Origin of the sequence: Streptomyces griseorubiginosus (genome assembly GCF_036345115.1) — a bacterium.
In the GTDB taxonomy this organism is placed as follows: Bacteria; Actinomycetota; Actinomycetes; order Streptomycetales; family Streptomycetaceae; genus Streptomyces; species Streptomyces griseorubiginosus_C.
The window spans coordinates 7,086,591-7,111,828 of record NZ_CP107766.1; the positions used below are offsets into that span (position 1 = coordinate 7,086,591).

The 25,238-nt window shown below is 70.7% G+C and carries 22 protein-coding genes; 18 read left to right on the forward strand and 4 right to left on the reverse strand.

All coding sequences use genetic code 11. The features are described 5' to 3' along the window. Window positions 1–193: 193 nt before the first annotated feature. The 3 genes from OHN19_RS31995 (at window position 194) to OHN19_RS32005 (ending at window position 2,359) form a co-directional block, all read left to right on the forward strand. A complete protein-coding gene (locus OHN19_RS31995; protein WP_330267529.1) occupies window positions 194–763 on the forward strand; it encodes an SAV_6107 family HEPN domain-containing protein in 570 nt (189 codons plus the stop codon). A 152-nt stretch (window positions 764–915) separates the two neighbouring features. Continuing rightward, the gene (locus OHN19_RS32000; protein ID WP_330267530.1) at window positions 916–1,686 is read left to right on the forward strand and encodes a methyltransferase; all 771 of its coding nucleotides are present in this window, start codon (window positions 916–918) and stop codon (window positions 1,684–1,686) included. A 277-nt stretch (window positions 1,687–1,963) separates the two neighbouring features. Further along, window positions 1,964–2,359, forward strand: a complete 396-nt coding sequence (locus tag OHN19_RS32005; protein WP_053846972.1) for a DUF3040 domain-containing protein — start codon at window positions 1,964–1,966, stop codon at window positions 2,357–2,359. 113 nt (window positions 2,360–2,472) lie between these two features. On the opposite strand, the gene OHN19_RS32010 is transcribed toward OHN19_RS32005, so the two are convergent. The 4 genes from OHN19_RS32010 to OHN19_RS32025 form a co-directional block, all read right to left on the reverse strand. Further along, window positions 2,473–4,884 (reverse strand): DUF3488 and transglutaminase-like domain-containing protein, encoded by a 2,412-nt coding sequence (locus OHN19_RS32010; protein WP_330267531.1) that lies wholly within the window; start codon window positions 4,882–4,884, stop codon window positions 2,473–2,475. After that, the gene (locus tag OHN19_RS32015; RefSeq protein ID WP_330267532.1) at window positions 4,884–6,251 is read right to left on the reverse strand and encodes a DUF58 domain-containing protein; all 1,368 of its coding nucleotides are present in this window, start codon (window positions 6,249–6,251) and stop codon (window positions 4,884–4,886) included. Before OHN19_RS32015 ends, OHN19_RS32010 begins: the two co-directional genes overlap by 1 nt. Beyond that, window positions 6,251–7,285, reverse strand: a complete 1,035-nt coding sequence (locus OHN19_RS32020) for a MoxR family ATPase (RefSeq protein ID WP_330267533.1) — start codon at window positions 7,283–7,285, stop codon at window positions 6,251–6,253. The genes OHN19_RS32015 and OHN19_RS32020 overlap by 1 nt, the downstream gene beginning before the upstream one ends. A gap of 260 nt (window positions 7,286–7,545) precedes the next feature. Further along, window positions 7,546–8,151 carry a carbonic anhydrase gene (locus OHN19_RS32025; RefSeq protein ID WP_330269760.1) on the reverse strand — a complete coding sequence of 202 codons (606 nt, stop codon included), beginning with the start codon at window positions 8,149–8,151 and terminating at the stop codon, window positions 7,546–7,548. 354 nt (window positions 8,152–8,505) lie between these two features. Here OHN19_RS32025 and rsmH point away from each other — a divergent pair, with 354 nt between their 5' ends. From rsmH to OHN19_RS32100, 15 genes are all read left to right on the forward strand, one after another. Further along, window positions 8,506–9,462: a 16S rRNA (cytosine(1402)-N(4))-methyltransferase RsmH gene (gene rsmH, locus OHN19_RS32030; RefSeq protein WP_330267534.1), complete on the forward strand. Its 957-nt coding sequence runs from the start codon at window positions 8,506–8,508 to the stop codon at window positions 9,460–9,462. A 51-nt stretch (window positions 9,463–9,513) separates the two neighbouring features. Continuing rightward, on the forward strand, window positions 9,514–10,128 hold the full coding sequence (locus OHN19_RS32035) for a hypothetical protein (protein ID WP_330267535.1): 615 nt from the start codon (window positions 9,514–9,516) through the stop codon (window positions 10,126–10,128). A gap of 5 nt (window positions 10,129–10,133) precedes the next feature. After that, complete coding sequence (locus OHN19_RS32040) at window positions 10,134–12,110, forward strand: penicillin-binding protein 2 (RefSeq protein ID WP_330267536.1); 1,977 nt, start codon at window positions 10,134–10,136, stop codon at window positions 12,108–12,110. A gap of 190 nt (window positions 12,111–12,300) precedes the next feature. Further along, window positions 12,301–13,821, forward strand: a complete 1,521-nt coding sequence (locus tag OHN19_RS32045; protein WP_330269761.1) for a UDP-N-acetylmuramoyl-L-alanyl-D-glutamate--2,6-diaminopimelate ligase — start codon at window positions 12,301–12,303, stop codon at window positions 13,819–13,821. A 4-nt stretch (window positions 13,822–13,825) separates the two neighbouring features. Continuing rightward, window positions 13,826–15,226, forward strand: a complete 1,401-nt coding sequence (locus OHN19_RS32050) for a UDP-N-acetylmuramoyl-tripeptide--D-alanyl-D-alanine ligase (RefSeq protein WP_330267537.1) — start codon at window positions 13,826–13,828, stop codon at window positions 15,224–15,226. After that, window positions 15,223–16,296: a phospho-N-acetylmuramoyl-pentapeptide-transferase gene (gene mraY, locus OHN19_RS32055; protein WP_280894318.1), complete on the forward strand. Its 1,074-nt coding sequence runs from the start codon at window positions 15,223–15,225 to the stop codon at window positions 16,294–16,296. Before OHN19_RS32050 ends, mraY begins: the two co-directional genes overlap by 4 nt. Further along, window positions 16,278–17,705 carry a UDP-N-acetylmuramoyl-L-alanine--D-glutamate ligase gene (gene murD, locus OHN19_RS32060; RefSeq protein ID WP_330267538.1) on the forward strand — a complete coding sequence of 476 codons (1,428 nt, stop codon included), beginning with the start codon at window positions 16,278–16,280 and terminating at the stop codon, window positions 17,703–17,705. The genes mraY and murD overlap by 19 nt, the downstream gene beginning before the upstream one ends. Window positions 17,706–17,850: 145 nt before the next feature. Beyond that, on the forward strand, window positions 17,851–19,212 hold the full coding sequence (ftsW, locus tag OHN19_RS32065) for a putative lipid II flippase FtsW (protein ID WP_330267539.1): 1,362 nt from the start codon (window positions 17,851–17,853) through the stop codon (window positions 19,210–19,212). Window positions 19,213–19,218: 6 nt separating this feature from the next. Next, window positions 19,219–20,310, forward strand: a complete 1,092-nt coding sequence (gene murG / locus OHN19_RS32070; RefSeq protein ID WP_330267540.1) for an undecaprenyldiphospho-muramoylpentapeptide beta-N-acetylglucosaminyltransferase — start codon at window positions 19,219–19,221, stop codon at window positions 20,308–20,310. Window positions 20,311–20,335: 25 nt separating this feature from the next. Continuing rightward, window positions 20,336–21,130, forward strand: a complete 795-nt coding sequence (locus OHN19_RS32075; protein ID WP_330267541.1) for a cell division protein FtsQ/DivIB — start codon at window positions 20,336–20,338, stop codon at window positions 21,128–21,130. A gap of 287 nt (window positions 21,131–21,417) precedes the next feature. Next, window positions 21,418–22,614, forward strand: a complete 1,197-nt coding sequence (ftsZ, locus tag OHN19_RS32080) for a cell division protein FtsZ (protein WP_330267542.1) — start codon at window positions 21,418–21,420, stop codon at window positions 22,612–22,614. Further along, window positions 22,611–23,339 (forward strand): peptidoglycan editing factor PgeF, encoded by a 729-nt coding sequence (gene pgeF / locus OHN19_RS32085; RefSeq protein WP_330267543.1) that lies wholly within the window; start codon window positions 22,611–22,613, stop codon window positions 23,337–23,339. The genes ftsZ and pgeF overlap by 4 nt, the downstream gene beginning before the upstream one ends. Before the next feature lie 6 nt (window positions 23,340–23,345). Further along, complete coding sequence (locus OHN19_RS32090) at window positions 23,346–24,065, forward strand: YggS family pyridoxal phosphate-dependent enzyme (RefSeq protein ID WP_330267544.1); 720 nt, start codon at window positions 23,346–23,348, stop codon at window positions 24,063–24,065. Between the two features lie 129 nt (window positions 24,066–24,194). Beyond that, window positions 24,195–24,836: a cell division protein SepF gene (locus OHN19_RS32095; protein ID WP_330267545.1), complete on the forward strand. Its 642-nt coding sequence runs from the start codon at window positions 24,195–24,197 to the stop codon at window positions 24,834–24,836. 73 nt (window positions 24,837–24,909) lie between these two features. Then, window positions 24,910–25,194 carry a YggT family protein gene (locus OHN19_RS32100; protein ID WP_020137460.1) on the forward strand — a complete coding sequence of 95 codons (285 nt, stop codon included), beginning with the start codon at window positions 24,910–24,912 and terminating at the stop codon, window positions 25,192–25,194. Window positions 25,195–25,238: the final 44 nt, after the last annotated feature.

Genomic DNA, 25,238 nt, shown 5'->3' on the forward strand with positions numbered 1-25,238 from the left:
TGACTCTGCTCGAAGCGGACTCTTCTTGAACCGCCAACTTTTTGAACTGACTGGTCAGTGCAAAAATAGACCCGAACCTTCGATCGAAGCAAAACCGCAGGTCAGAACGGATTGTCAGTGCCATACCTCACGATGGGCACATACGGCACTCCGTAGCGGGATGTGCCGTCAACCAGACGACAGGAGGTTCGTCATGGCCAGCTACCACGCAGCCGCCGCCCGTCGGCGCCGCGCCACCGGCCCTGCCCCCTCACTGACCGGCCCGGCGAGCGACGTACACCCCGTGCTGCGCCGGGCGACGGCCCCGCCCGCCGCCCTCGACCTGCTCGCCCAGGCCCGTGCCGGCCTCGACGAGGCCTCGGCGCTGGAGACGCCGAACGAGCGCTATGCCACGGCACACCTCGCCGCCCTGCGCACCGCGGCCGCCGTGCTCGCCGCGCGAGGGCGTCCCGAGCCCACGCCCCGACGGCGCGCCAAGATCCGGAGTGCCTGGGAAGTGCTCCCGGAGATCGCGCCCGAGCTCGCCGAGTGGAGCGCGCTCTTCGCCTCCGGGGCCCGGCGCCGTGCCCGGGCCGAAGCGGGCATCCAGGGCGCGGCCAACCGTCGGGACGCGGACGACCTCATACGTGACGTGGCGATGTTCCTGCGCCTCGTCGAGCGGATGCTGGTCCTCCAGCCGGTCCTGCCCCAGCCGCGCCAGGACGCGGACGAGCCCGAGGGGAGCGGCCACGGCACCGACCGCGACTTCCCCGACGCCGGGTGACGGGATGAGCGGTCCACCGAGTGCCGGGGGCCGGCGGGTCCGCCGTTCGAGATGTGCGGCGGGCGTGCCACCGGAGTGACCAGGTGGGGTACCGGAGGCAATAGGGTGGAAGGCGCCTGAGACCTTCCCACCGCGCCGAGGAGCCACCTGCCGTGTCGGACCCGCTGCGACCCCGCGCCTCCCTCCGTACCGCCGTGGTCTGGGACGTCCTCCAGGACGCCCTCGACCGCCGGGTCAAGGCCACGGGACGCCAGGCGCTGGACGTCCTCGACACCGGGGGCGGCAGCGGCAACTTCGCGGTGCCCGTCGCCCGCCTCGGCCACCAGGTCACCGTCGTCGACCCCAGCCCCAACGCACTGTTCGCACTGGAGCGCCGCGCCGCCGAGGCCGGAGTCGCCGACCGCGTGAAGGGCGTCCAGGGCGATGCCCACGGCCTCTTCGACGTGGCCGAGCGCGGCGCCTACGACGTGGTGCTGTGCCACGGCGTCCTGGAGTACGTCGACGACCCCGCCGAGGGCGTGCGCAACGTGGTGGCCGCCCTGCGCCCCGAGGGCGTCCTCAGCCTGCTCGCCGCGGGACTCGGCGGCGCCGTGCTCGCACGGGCCCTGGCCGGTCACTTCAAGGAGGCCCGGCAGGCGCTCGGCGACCCGGACGGCCGCTGGGGCGACGGCGACCCCGTGCCGCGCCGCTTCACCGCGGAACAGCTCACCGCGCTCGTCGAGGGCGCGGGCCTTTCCGTGGGCGCCGTGCACGGCGTGCGGGTCTTCGCCGACCTGGTCCCCGGAGTGCTCGTGGACACCGAGCCCGGCGCCGTGGAGGCCCTGCTGAAGCTGGAGGAGGCGGCGGCCGAACTCCCCGCCTTCCACTCCGTGGCCACCCAGCTCCATGTGCTCGGCGAGACGCGCGAGGCCACCGGGGCCTGAGCCGCCTCCTGTGCCGTACTGCTGATCAGGTACTTGCCGGCACATGGAGTACGCCACAGGCCCCCCGATAAGGCGCCCAGCGCCGTATGATCGAGGGAGACCGCCCGGCATGACGGGACGGCAGCTGGGGAATGACAAGATTCAGCGGCCGGAGCGTTCATGGCGGATTCCGGTTGGCCAATTGGCGCAGAGGGGCGGGTTTCACGGGGGCGATTCCCTGCCTATCCTGAAGGGACCCCCCGAGTCGCCCCGGCGACTGCACGATGAGGAGGACTCCGTGCCGCTCTCGGAGCACGAGCAGCGCATGCTCGAGCAGATGGAGCGAGCGCTGTACGCCGAAGATCCCAAGTTCGCGTCGGCGCTCGAGGGAAGCGGGCTGCGTACGTACACCCGGCGGCGGGTCTACCAGGCAGTTGCCGGCTTCCTCGTGGGTATCGCGCTCCTCATGGCCGGTATGGTCGCCAAGCAGGTCTGGCTCAGCGTGGTGGGGTTCCTCGTCATGCTGGGTTGTGCGGTACTCGCCGTGACAGGCTGGCGCAAGGCCCCCAAGCCGGGTGAACAGCCCGCGGCGGGCGCTCCGCACGCCCGTCGACAGGGACGTCAGAAGCGCTCGATGATGGACCGGATCGAGCAGCGCTGGCAGAAGCGCCGCGACGAGCAGGGCGGCCAGTAGCCGCTCGACAAGCAGCTCCCACAGACGTGCTGAGGGGGTGAGCACCCGGCCGGGTGCTCACCCCCTCACGTACGTGCGCCGCCCTCGGAGCGGCGCCTGTCAGCCTTCCTGTCTCAGCCTTCCTGCCCCGACGGCTTGCGCAGGGTCGGCCGGGCCGCCACCGCGCGCGACCTGACCCCGGCCCACCACTCCGACGCCGCCCACACCACTCGGGCGGTCGAACGCGGGGCGATCAGTGCGCGGACCCGGGTGCTCCGGCTGACGGAGTCGCGCAGCCCGCCGATCACCCGGTGGACGTCCTGGGCCAGCCCGGCCGTCAGCCGCGGCCGCGGGGCGTAGAGCACCTGCTCCACCGCGTCCGCCACCCGGTGCACCGAGGCCGCGGCGGTGTCGTCCAGATGCCCGAGCCGTACGATCCGCGCCGCCGCCTTGCGCGGGGTCTGCGAGTCGTCCGGTGGGATCCCGAAGTCCCACGCCGTGTCGGTCAGCTCCTGCCAGGCCGCCAGGGTGTGCGCGGCGGCGTCCGCCTCGCTGCGGCCGTGACCGCCCAGACGTGCCGCGCGGGTGCGCAGCCGCCACAGCATCGGCGACAAGGGGATCAGCAGCACGGCCAGCCCGACGAGCACCCAGAACAGCAGCTTCAGGTACCACCACGAGCCCTGCACGGCCCACCAGGGGTCGTTGCCGCCGCCACCCGCCACCGCCGCCGGGGACGCGCTGTCGCACGCCTCCAGCTTCCGCAGCTGAGGCGAGCAGCTCTCGCTCGCCGAGGGCGAGGCCGACGGCTCCGTGGAGGAGCCCGCGGACGGCCGGGGGATGTCCGGGTTCGCGTTGCCGGTGGCGTCCGGGACGGTGTACGAGGGCACCGTGCCCCGGGTCGGGGTGGGCTCGAAGCGGGTCCAGCCCACGCCCTCGAAGTACAGCTCGGGCCAGGCGTGGGCGTCCTTGAGGCCCACCGACACCGAGCCGTCCGCCTGCGGGGTGCCGGGCGCGAAGCCCACCGCGACCCGGGCCGGGATGCCGAGGGACCGGGCCATGGCCGCCATGGCGAACGAGAAGTGGACGCAGAAGCCCTGCTTGTCGCGCAGGAAGTTGGCGATGGCGTTGGGCCCGTCGCCGACCTCCACCTGGGTGTCGTACTCGAACCCGCCGTTCACCGCGAAGTAGTCCTGGAGGTCGACCGCCTGCTCGTAGTGGTTCTTCGCGTCCGCGGTGACCTCACGGGCGGTCTTGGCCACCACCGCGGGCAGGGAGTCGGGCAGCTCGGTGTAGTCGCGCTCGATGGCCGGGGGAGGGGCCGGCGCCGAGGCCAGCTGTTCCGCCGTCGGCTGCACGTCCAGGCTCGTCACCTGGTAGTCCAGCCCGCGCGTGTTCTGCCCGTGGTCACCGACGAGCGCCATGCCCTGGGGCTCGTAACGCCAGTTGCCGCTGATCTTGACACCGCTCGGCGGGTACGGCATCGGCAGGTAGTCCTGGGCGTACCAGTTCGCCGCCTCGATGGTCGTCTTCACCTCGGTGCGCTTGACGTCGGTGCCGAGGCCGATCGGGGTGGGGAACTCGTCCGGAACGCCCGTGAGGGACCGCTTGGACGGCTTCCAGGTGCGGCCGTCGAAGTCGTCCAGGGAGACGATCCGCAGGTACAGGTTGGAGATGTCGGTGGTGCTGCCCGTCTGCAGGGACATGACCTGGCGATCCTCGTCGACGTTCAGGCTGTCGCGCAGGGAGAGCAGGGGGTTCACCGCGGAGATCGTGCCGCCGTTCCCGTTGCCCGCGCCCACGCCCGCACCGGCGGCGTCCAGGAGGCCGCCGCTCATCGAGGGCAGCCCGAGCGGGACCACCAGCGCGATGCCCAATGCGAGCACGCCGATGCGCCGCCCGGTGCGGACCGGGGCCACCGGGCCGGTGTCGATACCCGGGGTGCGCGCGGCCCCGCCGAAGACGCGACCCCACTGCGAGAGCCGGTCGCGGCCCTCGGCCAGGAGCAGCAGCAGATAGCCGCCCGCCGCGACCAGGAACCACAGCCAGCCGCCCCCGCCGTCGGACAGTCCCGCCGCGACGGAGTACAGCGCCAGCAGAGGCAGGCCCGCGGGTGCAGCGCTGCGGAAGGTCACCGCGAGGGTGTCCACCGCGAGGCCGATGATCAGCACCCCGCCGAACACCATCAGCTTGATGCCCTCGGACTCCAGCGGCGCCGGGATCGCGTACCGCGCGATGTCGTCGCCGCCCTGCTGGAGCAGGTCCCCGAAGTGCAGGAAGGCGCTCGGGCCGGGGATCAGCCCGAGGAAGGCCTGGTCACGGGCGAAGATCAGGGTCAGCATCACCAGCGTGACGACCGTCTGGGCTGCCACCGTCAGCGGCCGGGCCAGCGGGATGCGCCGGGTCACAGCGCCCACCACCGTCTGCACGCCCAGCAGGAAGGCCGCCTGGACGATCCAGGTGACCGGCTCGACCAGCGGGAGCAGGGCGCACGCGGCCATCAGCGTCGCCGCCCACGCGCACAGCGCCAGTCGTGCCCGCCCGCTCATCACGATGCCTCCCCGGCGCCGGCCGCACCGGCGCCCGTGCGCTCGCGGTCCGCGAGACGCCACAGCTCTTCCAAAGAGGTGCCCCTGGGCACACCGAGGGCCGTCCAGCCGGCCTCGCGCAGCATCCGCAGCCGCTCCTCGTGCTCCGTCCCGGGCCCCGGCACATCGGTCGGCTCCCGCACCCAGCTCTCGCTGTCCAGCACGAAGGCGAGCGCGCCGCCGCTGCGCTGCCGCATCTTGGCGGCCACCGTGGCCTGCTCCTCGTCGAGGTCGCCGAAGAATGCCACCAGCAGCCCTTCGTTCCCGCGGCGCAGCACGTCGTAGGCGAGGGACAGGCCGGTGCCGTCGGAGTGGTCGATCACCGCGAGGGTGTCCATCATCAGCCCGGCCGCGTCCGCCGTCCCCTGGCTGGCGCCCGCGAAGCCGTCGGCGCCCTCACCGGGCACGGAATTGCCGGTGTCCGTCAGAAGCCGTACCGAGAAGCCCCGTTCGAGCATGTGGACCAGGACCGAGGCGGCGCCCGAGACGGCCCACTCGAAGGCCGAGTCCGGGCCCGCGCCCGCGTAGGCGAGGCCCCGGGTGTCAAGGAGCACCGTGCAGCGGGCGCGCTGGGGCTGCTCCTCGCGGCGGACCATCAGCTCGCCGTAGCGGGCGGTGGAGCGCCAGTGGACCCGGCGCAGGTCGTCGCCGTAGCGGTAGCCGCGCGGGATCACGTCGTCCTCGCCGGCCAGCGCGAGCGAGCGCTGCCGGCCGTCGCCGTACCCCTTGGCCTCGCCGCTCAGCCGCACCGGCGGCAGCGCCTCCACGCGCGGGATCACGGTCAGGGTGTCGTACGTCGAGAAGGAGCGGGTCAGCTCGCACATCCCGAACGGGTCGGTCAGGCGCAGCTGGAGCGGGCCCAGCGGGTAGCGGCCGCGCAGGTCGGAGCGGACCCGGTAGGAGACCTCGCGGCGGCCGCCCGGCTCGACGCGGTCGAGCACGAAGCGGGGGCGCGGGCCGAGGACGTAGGGGACGCGGTCCTGGAGCATCAGCAGGCCGGTGGGCAGCCGCGAGACGTTGTCCATGCGCAAGTGGACGCGGGCCTCGCTGCCGGCCGGCACGCGCGCGGGGGAGAGCCTGCGGCTGCCCGCGACCCGGTAGCGGGTGCGGTAGAGCACGGTGGCGCACACCAGGGGCAGCACGGAGAGCAGCAGGCCGACCCGCAGCAGGTCGCTCTGGCCCAGGACGTAGGCGCAGATCGCCGCGGCGATGCCGGCCGCGAAGAAGGAGCGGCCCCGGGTGGTAAGACCGGCCAGCGCGGTGCGCACCCCGCCCCTGTCGCCCCGGTCGGCCTCGGGGCCGCCGGCCGAGGGCACACCGGAGGACATCACAGGCTCCGCGGCGGCTGCTGCGGATAGGCGGGCGCGCCCCGGCCGATCCCGATGCCGCCCTGCTGGGGAGCGGCCGGAACCGCGGTGCGCTGGAGGATCTCCTGCACGACCTGCTCCGCGGTGCGCCGGTTCAGCTGGGCCTGGGCGGTGGGCAGCAGCCGGTGGGCGAGGACGGCCACGGCGAGCGCCTGGACGTCGTCCGGCAGCGCGTACTCGCGGCCGCTGAGGGCGGCGGAGGCCTTGGCGGCGCGCAGCAGGTGCAGCGTCGCGCGCGGGGAGGCCCCGAGTCTGAGGTCCGGGTGGGTGCGGGTGGCGGCGACCAGGTCGACGGCGTACCGCCGGACCGTTTCGGCGACATGGACACCGCGGACGGCCTCGACCAGCTTCACGATGTCGTGCGCGTGGGCCACCGGCTGGAGGTCCTCCAGCGGGCTCACCCCGCCGTGGATGTCGAGCATCTGGAGCTCGGCCTCCACGCTGGGGTAGCCGACCGAGACCCGCGCCATGAAGCGGTCGCGCTGGGCCTCCGGGAGCGGGTAGGTGCCCTCCATTTCGACCGGGTTCTGGGTGGCGACCACCATGAAGGGGCTGGGCAGCTCGTAGGTCTGCCCGTCGATGGTGACCTGGCGCTCCTCCATCGACTCCAGGAGCGCCGACTGGGTCTTCGGCGAGGCGCGGTTGATCTCGTCGCCGATCACGATCTGCGCGAAGATCGCACCCGGCTTGAACTCGAAGTCACGGCGCTGCTGGTCCCAGATGGACACGCCGGTGATGTCCGAGGGCAGCAGGTCGGGCGTGAACTGGATGCGGCGCACCGAGCAGTCGATGGACCGCGCCAGGGCCTTGGCCAGCATCGTCTTGCCGACGCCGGGGACATCCTCGATCAACAGATGTCCCTCGGCGAGCAGCACGGTCAGAGAGAGCCGTACGACCTCGGGCTTCCCCTCGATCACGCCCTCCACCGAACTGCGTACCCGCTCCACGACGGCGGTCAGATCAGTGAGGCTCGATCGATCGTCATAGGTGGTCACCCGGCCCTCCTCGGCCCGTACTTTCCGGGCCGACGCTCTGTGATGCGTAACCGGCCCACCCCGAATCACGGACACCACGCGTGAAAAGTTCCGCGTGACGCCACACCCGCATTCTTGCTGCCGTTACCGTTTCGTGTCACTCGACTGTGGACAACTGGCTGCACTATGTCGGGTCTTACGGTGTTTTGGGCACCCCAGGGGCCGAAATCAACAGCGAAACGACAGCTGAGCGGCCGCTGGGCGGCCGCTCGCGGCGGGCTCTACGCGGGGTCGACCTCGCGCAGCAGACCCGTCTTCACGTCGAAGACGAAGCCCCGCACGTCGTCGGTGTGGAGCAGGAACGGCGAGGTCCGCACCCGCTGCATGGACTGCCGTACGTCCTGGTCGACGTCCCGGAACGACTCCACCGCCCACGCGGGACGCTGGCCGACCTCCATCTCCAGCTCGGTGCGGAAGTCCTCGGTGATCGCCTCGAGGCCGCAGCCGGTGTGGTGGATGAGGACGATGCTGCGGGTGCCGAGCTTGCGCTGGCTGATGGTGAGCGAGCGGATCACGTCGTCGGTGACCACACCGCCCGCGTTGCGGATGGTGTGGCAGTCGCCGAGTTCCAGGCCGAGCGCCGCGTGCAGGTCGAGACGGGCGTCCATGCAGGCCACGACGGCGACGTGCAGGACGGGGCGGGCGTCCATGCCGGGGTCCGTGAACGCAGCGGCGTACCGCTCGTTGGCCTCGACCAGGCGGTCGGTCACGGCGCCGCCGCGGGTTATGGCGCCTTCGGTGGGAACGGATGCGGAAGTCGTCATAACCATGACGGTACTGGTCACGGCCGACTCGGTCCTGCGGTGAGATGGGAAAAAGAGCGTCATCACGTCCTCTGTGTGAGGTAACCCACAAGAGCGCCTGGTGCACCCGAACGGGTGGTTTCCGTTCATTTGCCGCTTCGAGTCCGCGTCGATGCGCGACGCGCAGGCCGGTTGATTGACCGCGCGACACCGTGGACTAAAGTGACGCGAAGCGGGAGGCGAGGCCTCCCTGCTGTCATTCCCCGGAGGCCCCGGCTCACGCACGGACGGTCTCCCCGCGTGCGCGGCGCGTACGTACGGCTCGGCCTCCTCCCGCTTGCGGTCGGCTGACGCTTCCGGCGCCGGCCGGCCTCCCCTTTTACGAGCGGGCGGGGACCCGGCGGTGCGTAGGGCCCGTGCCGGACCTGAGAGGCCCCCTTGAGTCAGAGTCGACACGTTCCGGTGATGCTCCAGCGGTGCCTGGACCTGTTGGCCCCCGCCCTGGAGCGGCCCGGAGCGGTCGTCGTCGACTGCACCCTCGGCCTCGGCGGCCACAGCGAGGCCCTGCTCCAGCGCTTCCCCGAGGCCCGGCTCGTCGCCCTCGACCGCGACAAGGAGGCCCTGCGCCTGTCCGGGGAACGCCTCGCGCCCTACGGCGAGCGCGCCACCCTCGTGCACGCGGTCTACGACGAGCTCCCCGACGTCCTCGACCGGCTCGGCATCGCGCGCGTGCAGGGCGTCCTCTTCGACCTGGGCGTCTCCTCCATGCAGCTCGACGAGGCCGACCGCGGCTTCGCCTACGCCCAGGACGCCCCGCTCGACATGCGCATGGACCAGACGACCGGGATGAGCGCGGCCGAGGTCCTCAACACCTACCCGCCGGGCGAACTGGTCAGGATCCTCAGGGCGTACGGCGAGGAGAAGCAGGCCAAGCGGATCGTGTCCGCGATCGTGCGCGAGCGCGACAAGGAGCCCTTCACCAACAGCGCGCGGCTCGTCGAGCTGATCCGGGACTCCCTGCCGCAGGCCGCCAAGCGCACCGGCGGCAACCCGGCCAAGCGCACCTTCCAGGCGCTGCGCATCGAGGTCAACGGCGAACTCGCCGTCCTGGAGCGGGCGATCCCGGCCGCGGTCGAGGCGCTCGCCGTGGGTGGCCGGATCGCCGTGCTGTCGTACCACTCGCTGGAGGACCGGCTCGTCAAGCAGGTCTTCGCGGCCGGTGCCGCCACCACCGCCCCGCCCGGACTGCCCGTCGTCCCCGAGCAGTACCAGCCCCGGCTCAAGCTGCTCACGCGCGGTGCCGAACTTCCCACCGAGGAAGAGATCGCCGAGAACCGGCGGGCCGCACCGGCGCGCTGCAGGGGCGCCGAGCGAATCAGGGAGTCCATCGAGTGAAGTGCGTGAGCCGCGCAGGTGAGTTGGGGAAACGGACTCACTGGAGGGTGTGTGAGTAGGAAACCCGAACTGAGGGGGAGGGCGGCCCGCCTCGCACGCCTGTTCCCCGGCCCCACGAGCTCCGGACAGGCGGCCCGCACCCCCTTCGTGCTCCTCGTGGTCCTGCTCCTCGGCGGTGGCCTCATCGGCCTGCTGGTGCTGAACTCCGCGCTCAGCGAAGGGTCGTTCAAGCTCACCGACCTCCAGAAGGACACCAAGAGCCTCACCGACGAACAGCAGGCCCTCCAGCGGGACATCGACGCCTACTCCGCGCCCGACGCCCTGGTGCGCCGCGCCCGCGAACTCGGCATGGTGCCCGGTGGCGACCCGGCGTTCCTCGACCCCGACGGAACCGTCAAGGGCGTCCCGTCCCCCGCCGCCGACGCCGACCCGGCCTCCCTGCGGATGCCGCTCGTCCTCGCCCCCGAGGTGATCGACAGCGCGACCGCCCCGACGCCCGCGGCCGGTTCCACGCCCGCGGCCGGCGCCACCCCGGCCACCGTGTCCACCCCGACGGAGACCGTCGAGCAGGTCACCGGGACCGCTCCCGCGCAGGTCCCGCCCGCCGGGGCCGCCCTCCCCGAAGCCACGCCCTCCACGAACCCGACCCCGACCCCCGGCAGGTGACGGCAGTGTCCGACGATTTCGGCCGGCAGTCGCCGCGCCGCCGCGTGCCCGGACCCGCGCGCCCCGAGCGCTCCGCCCGCCCCGTCGGTCGGCCGCGCCCGGGCCCCGGAGCCCGACCGGCCCGCCGCCCCGCCGCGCCCCGCACGGCGGCCCCCAAGACCATCCGCCTGGGCAGTCCCCGCCCCCGGCTGCGCCTGGTCGGCGTCGCGCTGACGCTGGTGCTGGCCGCCTTCGTCGTACGCCTGCTCCAGGTACAGGCCGTCGACGCGAGCACGTACGCGGCCAAGGCCGAGCAGAACCGGTACGTCGGCTACACCCTGGCCGCCGAGCGCGGCGGGATCACCGACCGCGCCGGGGTAGCCCTCGCGACCAGCGAGGACGCGTACGACATCACCGCCGACCCGACGCTGTTCACCCGCAAGCAGCTGAAGATCGACGACGGTCCCGAGCAGGCCGCCGCGCTGCTCGCCCCGATCCTGGGGCAGGAGCAGGAGACGATCGTCCAGAAGCTGCGGCCCAAGGACAAGAAGCTGCGCTACGTCCTGCTCGCGAGCCGTCAGACCCCGCAGGTCTGGAAGCAGATCAAGGACCTCAAGACCGCGCTCGCGGCCAAGTCGGGGACCGACCCGGGCACGGCCAACGTCCTCGGGGGCGTCCTGTCGGTGCCGACCACCAAGCGGGTGTACCCGAACGGCGATCTCGCCGCCGGGATACTGGGCTGGGTCAACGCCGACGGCAAGGGCGGCGGCGGGGTCGAGCAGGAGCTGAACACGCTGCTGGCCGGCAAGGACGGCAAGATCCGCTACGCCCAGTCCGGAGGCCGGCAGGTGCCCACCGTGGGCTCCACCGAGACACCCGCGGTGCCCGGCAGCGACGTGGAGCTCACCATCGACCGCGACATCCAGTGGGCCGCCCAGAAGGCCATCACCGACCAGGTGAAGGAGTCCAAGGCGGACCGCGGGTACGTGATAGTGCAGGACACCCGGACCGGTGAGGTCCTCGCCATGGCCAACTCGCCCGGCTTCGACCCCAACGACCTGTCCAAGGCGAGCTCGGTGAACATGGGCAACGCGGCCCTCCAGGACGCCTACGAGCCCGGCTCCACCGCCAAGATCATGTCCATGGCCGCCGTACTGGAACAGGGCGTCGCCACCCCGCTCACACATGTCGTCGTGCCCAACCGGCTGCACCGCGGCGACCGGCTCTTCAAGGACGACATCGACCACGAGACGTGGTACCTCACGCTCAACGGCGTGCTCGCCAAGTCCTCGAACATCGGCACCATCCTGGCGACCGGCCAGCTCGGCAAGACCCAGGCGCAGGCCAACCAGGTCCTCTACTCCTACCTGCGCAAGTTCGGGCTCGGCAGCTACTCCGGGCTCGACTTCCCCGGCGAGACCCCCGGCATCCTCGCCAAGCCCGCCGACTGGTCGACCTCGCAGCAGTACACGATTCCTTTCGGCCAGGGTGTCTCCCTCAACGCGATGCAGGCCGCGTCCGTCTACTCGACGATCGCCAACGGCGGCGTCCGTATCGAACCCACGCTCGTACGCGGCACCAAGGGGCCCGACGGACGCTTCACACCCGCCGCGAAGCCCAAGGAGACAAGGGTCGTCAGTGCCAAGACGGCCAGGACCCTCGCCCAGATGCTGGAGTCCGTCGTGGACGACCAGGAGGGCACCGGCACCAAGGCGCGCATCCCCGGCTACCGGGTCGCGGGCAAGACGGGCACCGCCAACCGCGTGGATCCGGCCACCGGCAAGTACAAGGGCTACACCTCGTCGTTCGCCGGCTTCGCGCCCGCCGACAAGCCCCGGATCACCGTCTACTGCGCCATCCAGAACGCCACCAAGGGCAGCTACTTCGGCGGCCAGATCTGCGGACCCGTCTACAAGCAGGTCATGGAGTTCGCCCTGAAGACCCTCCAGGTCCCGCCCACGGGGGCGAAGGCCGCGCGGCTGCCCGTCACCTACACGCCCTGATCAGCGGCCCCCACCACCTCGTCCGCACCTCGGAAAGGCCACCAGGAACCACCTCGTGACGATGATCACCTCCGACGCCGGGAACCAGGGCGCCCCCCGCCCCTCACTTCGCTCCGAGGCGGGTGCGCCCGGTACGCTCACCGCCGTGCCACACGCTGATCAGTCCCAAACCACCCAGAAGGGCGCACCCGTGACCTATCCGGGACCGCCCCGGCCGGTCCGGGTCTCCGCAACACCCCTCGCGGAGCTCGCCGATCAGCTGGGTGCCGATGTACCGAAGAGCGACGCCGAGATCACGGGCATCACCCATGACTCACGCGCCGTCCGCCCCGGCGACCTGTACGCCGCTCTCCCGGGCGCCCGGCTGCACGGCGCCGACTTCGCCAACCAGGCCGCCAGCCTCGGAGCGGTCGCCGTGCTGACCGACCCGAGCGGCGCCGAGCGCACCACCGCGACCGGACTTCCGGTCCTGGTCGTCGACGACCCGCGCGCGCGGATGGGCGAACTGGCGGCCACGATCTACGGCCACCCGGGCCGCGACCTGCTCCAGATCGGCATCACCGGCACCTCCGGCAAGACCACCACGGCGTACCTCGTCGAGGGCGGTCTGAGGACCTCCCGCAGCACCGGGCTGATCGGCACGGTCGAGATGCGCATCGGCGACGAGCGCATCAAGTCCGAGCGGACCACGCCCGAGGCCACCGACCTCCAGGCCCTGTTCGCGGTCATGCGCGAGCGCGGCGTCGAGGCGGTCGCCATGGAGGTCTCCAGCCACGCGCTGGTCCTCGGCCGGGTCGACGCCTGCGTCTTCGACATCGGCGTCTTCACCAACCTCAGCCCGGAGCACATGGAGTTCCACTCCGGCATGGAGGACTACTTCCAGGCGAAGGCGCAGCTCTTCACGCCGAAACGCAGCCGTCTCGGCGTCGTCAACCTCGACGACGAGTACGGCCGCCGGCTGGTCAAGGAGGCCTCGGTCCCGGTCGTCACCTTCTCCGCGGAGGGACACCCCGACGCCGACTGGCGTGCCGAGGACGTCCGGGTCGGCCCGATGGACTCGACGTTCACCGTGCTCGGCCCCAGGGACGAGCGGATCACCGCCAGGTCGCCGCTGCCGGGCCCCTTCAACGTGGCGAACACCCTCGCCGCGATCGTCGCCCTCGCCGCCGCGGGCCTCGACCCGCAGACCGCCGCCGACGGCGTCGCCGCGGTGCCTGGCGTGCCGGGCCGACTCGAGCGCGTGGACGCCGGGCAGCCCTACCTCGCGGTCGTGGACTACGCCCACAAGACGGACGCCGTCGAATCGGTGCTCAAGGCGCTCCGCAAGGTCACCGAGGGCAAGGTGCACGTCGTGCTGGGCTGCGGGGGCGACCGGGACACCACCAAGCGCGGGCCCATGGGCGCCGCCGTGGCCCGCCTCGCCGACACCGCCGTACTGACCTCCGACAACCCCCGCTCCGAGGACCCGCTCGCGATCCTCGCAACCATGCTCGAGGGCGCGGCGTCCGTGCCAGTACACGAACGCGGCGAGGTCCAGGTCTTCGAGGACCGGGCCGCCGCGATCGCCGCAGCCGTCGCCCGCGCGCAGCCCGGTGACACCGTGCTCGTCGCGGGCAAGGGCCACGAGCAGGGCCAGGACATCGCCGGGGTGGTCCGTCCCTTCGACGACCGCCAGGTGCTTCGAGAAGCCATCCAGAAGACCCAGGGATGAACTTGTGATCGCCCTCTCTCTCGCCGAGATCGCCTCAGTCGTCGGCGGGCAGACGCACGACATACCGGATCCGTCGGTGCAGGTGCACGGGCCCGTTGTCATCGACTCCCGGCAGGTGGCGGACGGCAGTCTGTTCGCCGCCTTCGTGGGAGAGCGCGTCGACGGCCACGACTACGCGGAGCAGGCCGTCCGGGCGGGCGCGGTGGCCGTGCTGGCCCAACGCCCCGTCGGTGTGCCCTCGATCGTCGTCGAGGACGTCCAGACGGCCCTCGGCGCCCTCGCGCGTCATGTCGTACGACGGCTCGGCGCAACCCTCGTCGGCCTCACCGGCTCGGCCGGGAAGACCAGCACCAAGGACCTGATCGCGCAGGTGCTCCGGCGCAAGGCGCCGACGGTGTTCACACCGGGCTCGCTCAACAACGAGATCGGGCTGCCGCTCACCGCGCTCACCGCCACCGCGGAAACCCGGTTCCTCGTCCTGGAGATGGGCGCCCGAGGCATCGGGCACATCGCCTACCTCACCGATCTGACGCCCCCGAGGATCGGCCTCGTCCTGAACGTCGGCTCCGCCCACATCGGCGAGTTCGGCGGCCGCGAGCAGATCGCGCAGGCCAAGGGCGAACTCGTGGAAGCACTGCCGGAGGACGGCGCGGCGATCCTCAACGCCGACGATCCGCTCGTACGGGCCATGGCCTCCCGTACGAAGGCGAAGGTGCTCCTTTTCGGAGAGTCCGGCGAAGCGGACGTACGCGCCGAGAACGTGCGACTCATGGACAGCGGACAGCCCGCCTTCATGCTCCACACACCCTCCGGTGCAAGCGAAGTGACCATGCGCCTGTACGGTGAGCACCACGTGTCGAACGCGCTCGCCGCGGCCGCCGTCGCCCATGAGCTGGGCATGTCCGCAACCGAGATCGCCACCGCGCTCTCCGAGGCGGGCTCCCTCTCCCGCTGGCGTATGGAGGTCACCGAGCGCCCGGACGGCGTGACCATCGTCAACGACGCCTACAACGCGAACCCCGAGTCCATGCGAGCGGCCTTGCGCGCGCTCGCGGCGATGGGCAAGGGGCGGCGGACCTGGGCGGTGCTCGGCAAGATGGCCGAGCTCGGGGACGAGGCGCTCGCCGAGCACGACGCGGTCGGACGGCTCGCCGTCCGGCTCAATGTCGGCAAGCTCGTCGCGGTCGGGGGCAGGGAAGCGTCCTGGCTGCAACTGGGCGCATATAACGAGGGTTCGTGGGGTGAGGAGTCGGTGCACGTGTCCGACGCACAGGCGGCGGTCGACCTGCTGCGCAGCGAGTTGCGCCCGGGAGACGTCGTCCTCGTGAAGGCGTCCCGTTCGGTCGGCCTGGAGAGCGTCGCCCAGGCGCTGCTCGACGCCGAGGGTGAGGTTGCCGCCCGATGATGAAGCAGATCCTGTTCTCAGGAGTCATCGGTCTCTTTCTGACCCTGGTCGGCACTCCGCTGCTGATCAAGCTGCTCGCGCGCAAGGGTTACGGCCAGTACATCCGCGACGACGGCCCGCGCGAGCACGCCAGCAAGCGCGGTACGCCGACGATGGGCGGTATCGCCTTCATCCTGGCGACCGTCGTGGCGTACTTCCTGTCCAAGGTCATCACCGGCTACCCGCCCACCTACTCGGGCCTGTTGGTGCTCGGCCTGATGTGCGGCATGGGTCTCGTCGGCTTCCTCGACGACTACATCAAGATCGTCAAGCGGCGTTCGCTGGGCCTGCGGGCCAAGGCGAAGATGGCGGGCCAGCTGATCGTCGGCATCAGCTTCGCGGTGCTCGCGCTGATGTTCCCGGACGCCCGCGGCAACACCCCGGCCTCCACCAAGCTGTCGTTCATCACCGACTTCGGCTGGAAGATCGGCCCGATCCTGTTCGTGGTCTGGGCGCTGTTCATGATCCTCGCGATGTCGAACGGCGTGAACCTCACCGACGGTCTGGACGGCCTCGCCACCGGCGCCTCCGTGCTCGTCTTCGGTGCCTACACGTTCATCGGCGTCTGGCAGTTCCAGGAGTCCTGCGCCAACGCGGGCACCCTGACCAACCCCAACGCCTGCTACGAGGTGCGCGATCCGCTCGACCTCGCGGTGATCGCCTCCGCACTGATGGGCGCCTGCCTCGGCTTCCTGTGGTGGAACACCTCGCCGGCCAAGATCTTCATGGGTGACACCGGTTCGCTCGCCCTCGGCGGTGTCCTCACCGGCCTCGCGATCCTGTCCCGCACCGAGCTCCTGGTCGCCATCATGGGCGGTCTGTTCGTCCTCATCACCATGTCGGTCGTCATCCAGGTCGGCTCCTTCCGGCTCACCGGCAAGCGCGTCTTCCGGATGGCCCCGCTCCAGCACCACTTCGAACTCAAGGGCTGGTCCGAGGTCCTGGTCGTGGTCCGTTTCTGGATCATCCAGGGCATCTGTGTGATCGTCGGACTGGGTCTCTTCTACGCGGGATGGGCAGCAGAGAAGTGATCGACCTGCAGGGCACGCACGTCACCGTCGCCGGGCTGGGCGTTTCCGGCATCCCGGCGGCCAAGGTGCTGCACGCGCGCGGGGCTCACGTCACCGTCGTCAACGACGGCGACGACGCACGCGCGCGTGAGCAGGCCGCCGAGTTGGAGGCGCTGGGTGTCACCGTCCGGCTCGGCGACGGCGCGACCCTGCCGGACGGCACCGAACTCGTCGTCACCGCACCGGGCTGGAAGCCGGACAAGCCGCTCTTCACGGCGGCCCGTGCGGCCGGCGTCGAGATCTGGGGCGACGTCGAACTCGCCTGGCGGCTCAGGGGTCCCGACGCGGCCCCCTGGCTCGCGATCACCGGCACCAACGGCAAGACGACCACCACCCAGATGCTGGCGTCGATCCTGAAGGCCGCGGGCCTGCGTACGGCCGCCGTCGGCAACATCGGCGTCTCCGTGCTGGACGCGGTGCTCGGCGACGAGCAGTACGACGTCCTCGCCGTGGAGTTGTCGAGCTACCAGCTCCACTGGGCGCCCTCCGTGCGCGCCCACTCCGCCGCCGTCCTGAACCTCGCGCCGGACCACCTCGACTGGCACGGCTCCATGGAGGCGTACGCGCGCGACAAGGGCCGTGTCTACGAGGGCAATCGGGTCGCCTGCGTCTACAACGTCGCCGACAAGGCCACCGAGGACCTGGTGCGCGAGGCGGACGTCGAGGAGGGCTGCCGGGCGATCGGCTTCACCCTCGGCACCCCCGGGCCGTCCCAACTCGGCGTCGTGGAGGGCATCCTGGTCGACCGGGCCTTCGTGGAGGACCGGCACAAGAACGCCCAGGAGCTAGCCGAGATCTCCGACGTCGACCCGCCGGCCCCGCACAACATCGCCAACGCCCTTGCCGCGGCGGCCCTCGCACGCGCTTTCGGGGTGCCCCCGAGGGCCGTACGCGACGGACTCAGGAACTTCACCCCGGACGCGCACCGCATCGCCCACGTGGCCGACGTGGACGGGGTTTCGTACGTGGACGACTCCAAAGCCACCAACACCCACGCGGCGGAAGCCTCGTTGGCGGCCTACGAGTCGATCGTGTGGATCGCGGGCGGGCTCGCCAAGGGCGCGACCTTCGACGAGCTGGTCGCCAAGTCGGCAAAGCGACTTCGCGGGGTCGTCCTGATCGGCCAGGACCGCGCCCTGATCCGCGAAGCCCTCGCGCGACACGCCCCGGAAGTACCCGTGGTCGACCTCGACCGGACCGACACTGGGGCGATGTCGGCGGCGGTCCGCGAGGCGCGGGGCCTGGCCGTCGCTGGGGACACGGTGCTGTTGGCGCCTGCCTGTGCGTCGATGGACATGTTCGCCAACTACAACAAGCGCGGTGACGCTTTCGCGGAGGCGGTTCGCGACATCGCGGGCGCGGGCGCCTGACGGCGGCTTTTGGCCAGGGCGGGCGCTCACAGGAACCTTGGAGGGCGCGTGACTTGGGTGTGGTCGGTTCGTGGTCGGCTGCGGGTCGTGGGGGCCGGCCGCGCCGTTCCCCGCGCCTCTAGGGAGTTGGGGCTGGCGGTGTTCCGTGTCCAGTAGCCGTACAGGCCGGCCTCCCGTCCAGCGGGCCGCCAGGCGTCCCGTCGCTCCCCGGCCCGCACGCGAGAATCCCGTCCTACGGCTCTACACGCGTGCGCGCAAGGCCTGGGACCGTCCGCTGACCGCCTACTACCTGATCCTCGGCGGCAGTCTGCTGATCACCGTGCTCGGGCTGGTGATGGTCTACTCGGCCTCCCAGATCACCGCGCTCCAGATGTCGTTGCCGGGCTCCTTCTTCTTCCGCAAGCAGTTCCTTGCCGCCGCCATCGGCGCCGGACTGCTGCTGGTGGCCTCCCGGATGCCGGTCAAGCTGCACAGGGCGCTCGCCTACCCGATCCTGGCGGGCGCGGTGTTCCTGATGGCCCTGGTGCAGGTGCCGGGGATAGGGATGTCGGTCAACGGCAACCAGAACTGGATCTCGCTCGGCGGCTCCTTCCAGATCCAGCCCAGCGAGTTCGGCAAGCTCGCGCTCGTGCTGTGGGCGGCCGACCTGCTGGCCCGCAAGCAGGACAAGAAGCTGCTGACCCAGTGGAAGCACATGCTGGTGCCGCTCGTCCCGGTCGCCTTCCTGCTGCTCGGGCTGATCATGCTCGGCGGCGACATGGGTACGGCGATCATCCTGACGGCGATCCTGTTCGGGCTGCTGTGGCTCGCGGGAGCACCGACCCGGCTGTTCGTCGGGGTGCTGTCGGTCGCCGCGTTCATCGGGTTCGTCCTGATCAAGACCAGCCCCAACCGCATGGCCCGGCTCGCCTGCATCGGCGCCACCGAGCCCAAGGCGGGCGCCGCCGACTGCTGGCAGGCCGTGCACGGCATCTACGCCCTCGCCTCCGGCGGAATCTTCGGGTCCGGGCTCGGTGCGAGTGTGGAGAAATGGGGCCAACTCCCCGAAGCCCACACGGACTTCATCTTCGCCGTCACAGGTGAGGAACTGGGCCTCGCGGGGACGCTGTCGGTGCTCGCCCTCTTCGCGGCTCTAGGCTATGCGGGTATCCGCGTGGCCGGACGCACGGAGGACCCCTTCGTGAGGTATGCCGCGGGAGGCGTGACCACCTGGATCACCGCTCAGGCAGTGATCAACATCGGTGCGGTGCTCGGTCTGCTGCCGATCGCCGGCGTCCCGCTCCCGCTGTTCTCCTACGGAGGGTCCGCCCTGCTGCCGACCATGTTCGCCATCGGGCTGCTGATCGCCTTCGCGCGGGACGACCCCGCTGCGCGGGCGGCGCTGTCGATGCGGCAACCTCGCTTTGGTAAAAAGCGGGCGGGAGGCGCCGTGCCGGCACGGGGGCCTCGGAGATGGAACACGATGCGACGGCGCGCCCCCTCGGCGCGTTCGTCCGGAGAGCGGTGAATTTCGGTGCATGTCGTACTCGCCGGTGGGGGGACCGCCGGCCACATCGAGCCCGCGCTCGCCCTCGCGGACGCCCTGCGCAGGCAGGACCCGGGAGTGGGGATCACGGCCCTGGGCACGGAACGGGGTCTGGAGACCAAGCTCGTCCCGCAGCGCGGCTACGAGCTCGCTCTCATCCCGGCCGTCCCGCTGCCCCGTAAGCCCACCCCCGAGCTGATCACCGTCCCCGGACGGCTGCGCGGCACGATCAAGGCCACCGAGCAGATCCTGGAGCGCACCAAGGCCGACGCGGTCGTCGGCTTCGGTGGCTACGTCGCCCTGCCGGGCTACCTCGCGGCCAAGCGGCTCGGCGTGCCGATCGTGGTCCACGAGGCCAACGCCCGCCCCGGCCTCGCCAACAAGATCGGCTCCCGGTACGCCGCCCAGGTCGCCGTCGCCACGCCGGACAGCAAGCTGCGCAACTCCCGCTACATCGGCATCCCGCTGCGCCACACCATCGCCACCCTGGACCGGGCCGCCGCCCGCCCCGAGGCCCGCGCGATGTTCGGCCTCGACCCCAACCTGCCCACGCTGCTGGTCTCCGGCGGCTCGCAGGGCGCCCGGCGCCTCAACGAGGTCGTCCAGCAGGTCGCGCCCTGGCTCCAGCAGGCCGGGATCCAGATCCTGCACGCGGTCGGCCCGAAGAACGAACTGCCGCATGTACAGCAGATGCCGGGAATGCCCCCCTACATCCCGGTAAGTTACCTGGACCGGATGGACCTCGCGTACGCCGCGGCCGACATGATGCTCTGCCGCGCGGGCGCGATGACCGTCGCCGAACTCTCCGCCGTCGGGCTCCCGGCCGCCTACGTCCCGCTGCCCATCGGCAACGGCGAACAGCGGCTGAACGCCCAGCCGGTGGTCAAGGCCGGTGGCGGACTGCTGGTCGACGACGCGGAACTGACGCCGGACTGGGTCCGGGCCAACGTCCTGCCCGTGCTCGCCGACCCGCACCGGCTGTACGAGATGTCCCGCGCCGCCGCCGAGTTCGGCCGCCGGGACGCCGACGACCTGCTCGTCGGCATGGTCTACGAGGCGATCGCCTCGCAGCGCCGTTAGGACCCGTGTACGAAGGGCAGGAAGCGTGGCCGGACCGACGACCGCCGAGCGCGGTGAACGCCAGCAGGAGTCGTCCGGCCCGCCGCCCGCCCGGCGGTTGAGGGTGCGTCGGCTTCGTGTGATCATCATCCTCGCCGTGGTGCTCGTCCTGCTCTCCGCGGGCACCGTCTGGCTGTTGTACGGCTCCCAGTGGCTGCGCGTCGAACGCGTTTCGGTCTCCGGGACCAGGGTGCTCACCCCGAAGCAGGTGAGCGAGGCCGCCGATGTGCCCCTCGGATCGCCGCTGATTTCCGTCGACACCGATGCGATCGAGGCACGCCTGCGCCGGAAATTGCCCCGAATTGACTCGGTTGACGTCAGTCGTTCCTGGCCCCACGGAATCGGGCTGAAAGTGACCGAGCGAACTCCGGTTCTGCTTGTCCAAAAGGGCGGAAAGTTTGTCGAAGTGGACGATGACGGTGTCCGTTTCGCCACGGTTTCCGTAGCCCCGAAAGGCGTCCCCGCACTGCAATTGACGCTCTCCCAGCCGGGCTCCCGCGCCGCGAGCCTGCGCCGCTTCGGAGAGGACCGGCTGGTGCGTGAGGCGGTGCGCGTGGCGGGTGACATTCCGGCCTTCGTCGCGCGCGCCACGCGTTCCGTCAAGGTGCGTTCCTACGACGACATCTTGCTGGTGATGAACGACGGCCGGACCGTCGCGTGGGGGAGCAGCGAGAAGGGTGCCGCGAAGGCCCGTACGCTCACCGCTCTCGTCAAAGCCACCCCCGACGCACGGCACTTCGACGTCAGCGTTCCCACCGCCCCCGCGTCATCGGGGAGTTGACGCACATCAGCGCAGGCCAGCACCCTGGTTGGGCACTGCTACGGCTGATCACATAGGGTGAAAAGAAAAACGGGAGGTTCGGCGTGTTCGTTGAACGTGCGCCACTTGTCGACTTAGTGTCCTGTTCAGAAGACTCCAGGGAACAGACACACTGGTAACCCTAAACTTCAGCGTTAGGGTTCGGGTCGGCGCTACGGACCGTCCCATTCGGCATCAGTCGGCGGATCGCGAGGCAGCAGTGCCTCGTTGGTTCGGCGACACGTAACTCGAGGCGAGAGGCCTTCGACGTGGCAGCACCGCAGAACTACCTCGCAGTCATCAAAGTCATCGGTGTCGGCGGCGGTGGTGTCAATGCCATCAACCGGATGATCGAGGTCGGTCTCAAGGGCGTCGAGTTCATCGCCATCAACACCGACGCGCAGGCGCTGTTGATGAGCGACGCCGACGTCAAGCTCGACGTCGGCCGCGAACTCACCCGCGGACTCGGCGCCGGCGCCAACCCGGCCGTCGGCCGCAAGGCCGCCGAGGACCACCGCGAGGAGATCGAGGAGGTCCTCAAGGGGGCCGACATGGTCTTCGTGACGGCCGGTGAGGGCGGCGGCACCGGCACCGGCGGCGCGCCCGTCGTGGCCAACATCGCCCGCTCGCTGGGCGCCCTCACCATCGGCGTGGTCACCCGCCCGTTCACCTTCGAGGGCCGGCGCCGCGCCAACCAGGCCGAGGACGGCATCGCGGAGCTCCGCGAAGAGGTCGACACCCTCATCGTCATCCCCAACGACCGGCTGCTGTCCATCTCGGACCGCCAGGTCTCGGTGCTCGACGCCTTCAAGTCGGCCGACCAGGTCCTGCTCTCCGGCGTGCAGGGCATCACCGACCTCATCACCACCCCCGGTCTGATCAACCTCGACTTCGCCGACGTCAAGTCGGTCATGTCCGAGGCCGGTTCGGCCCTCATGGGCATCGGCTCGGCCCGCGGCGACGACCGCGCGGTGGCCGCGGCCGAGATGGCGATCTCCTCGCCGCTCCTGGAGGCGTCCATCGACGGCGCCCGAGGTGTGCTGCTCTCCATCTCCGGCGGCTCCGACCTCGGCCTGTTCGAGATCAACGAAGCCGCCCAGCTGGTCAGCGAGGCCGCCCACCCCGAGGCCAACATCATCTTCGGCGCGGTCATCGACGACGCCCTCGGCGACGAGGTCCGTGTCACCGTGATCGCCGCCGGCTTCGACGGCGGCCAGCCGCCGGCCCGCCGCGAGACCGTCATGGGCTCGTCCGCCTCCTCGGCCCGCCGCGACGAGCCCACTCCGGTACGGCAGCCCGAGAGCCGTCCGTCCTTCGGCTCGCTCGGCAGTGTCACGCCGAAGGAGGACCCGGAGCCCGCGCCCGAGCCGGTCGCCGACCTCCCGGTCGCCCCGCCGGTACCGCCGTCGCGGAGCTACTCCGACAGCGCGGCCGAGGAACTGGACGTGCCGGACTTCCTGAAGTGATAGGACAGCGCGAGAGCGTGAGCGGCGCGCACTTCGCCTTCACCGACCGGTGGGGCGGGGTGAGCGCCGCTCCGTATGAGGAGCTCAACCTCGGCGGAGCGGTCGGCGACGACCCCGAGGCCGTAGGGACCAACCGCGAACTGGCCGCCAAGTCGCTCGGTCTCGACCCGGCCCGGGTGGTCTGGATGAACCAGGTGCACGGGGCGGACGTCGAGGTGGTCTCCGCGCCGTGGGGTGAGCGGCCGGTGCCCCGGGTCGACGCGATCGTCACCGCCGAACGCGGTCTCGCCCTCGCCGTCCTGACCGCCGACTGCACTCCGGTGCTGCTCGCCGACCCGGTCGCCGGGATCGTCGCGGCGGCCCACGCCGGCCGGCCCGGCATGGTCGCCGGAGTCGTCCCCGCCGCGCTACGCGCGATGACCGGACTCGGCGCCGATCCCGCCCGGATCGTCGCCCGCACCGGCCCAGCCGTCTGCGGCAAGTGCTACGAAGTGCCCGAGGAGATGCGCGCCGACGTCGCCGCCGTCGAACCCGCGGCGCACGCCGAGACGAGTTGGGGCACCCCCGCGGTCGACGTGACCGCCGGAGTGCACGCGCAACTCGACCGGCTCGGAGTGCGCGACCGGCAGCAGTCGCCGGTGTGCACGATCGAGTCGGACGACCACTTCTCCTACCGCCGCGAGCGCACCACGGGGCGACTCGCGGGATATGTCTGGCTGGGCTGATGGGGCATGACGGACCGTAAGGACGAACTCGCCGCGAATCTGGCGAAAGTGGAGGAGCGCATCGCCGCCGCGTGCGCCGCCGCCGGGCGCGGGCGTGACGAGGTGACCCTCATCGTGGTCACCAAGACCTATCCCGCGAGCGATGTGCGGATCCTCGCCGAGCTCGGGGTGCGGCACGTCGCCGAGAACAAGGACCAGGACGCGGCGCCCAAGGCCGCCGAATGCTCCGATCTGCCCCTCACTTGGCACTTTGTTGGCCAATTGCAGACCAACAAGGTGCGATCCGTTGTGGGTTATGCGGATCTGGTGCAGTCCGTCGATCGTTCCAAGCTGGTGACGGCTCTCTCCAAGGAGGCCGTGAAGGCCGGGCGTGAAGTGGGCTGCCTGATCCAGGTCGCTCTCGACGCCGGTTCGAGCGAGCGAGGGGAGCGGGGAGGTGTGGCGCCGGGCGGGATCGGGGAGTTGGCCGATCTCGTGGCCGGGGCTCCGGGGCTGCGGCTCGACGGACTGATGACCGTCGCTCCGCTCACCGGGGAGTACGCGGGACGCGAACAGGCGGCGTTCGAGCGGTTGATGGATTTGTCGACCGACCTGCGCCGAGCCCATCCGGCTGCGAACATGGTCTCGGCAGGGATGAGTGCGGACCTCGAACAGGCCGTGGCGGCCGGGGCGACACATGTGCGCGTCGGCACCGCGGTACTCGGAGTCCGCCCCAGGCTCGGGTAACGTCGCCAGGAAGTCGGACCACAGCAGAAAATATGGTCATTACCGCCGGAAGGCGGCATTAACGACCTCGTGGATCGCGGGCACTTGGCAGTCGTCAGTCGATCCACCACAGAGCGGAGGACTCAGAGAATGGCCGGCGCGATGCGCAAGATGGCGGTCTACCTCGGCCTCGTGGAGGACGATGGGTACGACGGCCGTGGTTTTGACCCCGACGACGACTTCGAGCCCGAACTCGACCCGGAGCCCGAGCGGGACCGGCGACGGCATGAGCCGTCTCACCAGTCATATCAGGCACTTCAGCCCGAAAGGGACGAATCGGTCAGAGTTGTGCAGCCCTCGGTGCAGCGCGACCCCGTGCCGCGATCCGCTTCGCTCGCCGCGGAATCGGTGCGCCCCGCGCGTATCGCGCCCGTGGCATCCATCACACAAGAGCGCGCAAGCCTGGAGAAGAACGCACCGGTGATCATGCCCAAGGTCGTGTCGGAACGAGAGCCTTACCGGATCACCACACTTCACCCCCGGACCTACAACGAGGCCCGTACCATCGGGGAACACTTCCGTGAGGGCACCCCGGTGATCATGAATCTGACTGAGATGGATGACACAGACGCGAAGCGACTTGTCGACTTTGCGGCCGGTTTGGTGTTTGGTCTTCACGGCAGCATCGAGCGGGTGACGCAGAAGGTGTTCCTGTTGTCGCCTGCTAACGTCGATGTCACGGCGGAGGACAAGGCCCGCATCGCAGAGGGCGGGTTCTTCAACCAGAGCTGAGACGCACAACCGGAAACAGCAGGACAAAGCAGTACCCAGCAGCACGGAAACAGGGGAGAGGGAAGCACCAGCAATGAGCGTGGTCGTTCAGGTGATCTACATCGCGCTGATGTGTTTCCTCATCGTGCTCATCTTCCGGTTGGTCATGGACTATGTCTTCCAGTTCGCCCGCTCGTGGCAACCCGGCAAGGCGATGGTGGTCGTTCTGGAGGCCACCTACACTGTCACTGATCCACCGCTCAAGCTTCTGCGGCGGGTTATCCCGCCGTTGCGTCTCGGGGGCGTGGCGCTCGACCTGTCCTTCTTCGTACTGATGATCATCGTCTACATCCTGATCTCCGTCGTGAGCCGGCTGTGAACGATACGGTCTTGCCGAATGCCGACGACTACGTTGAGGTGAAG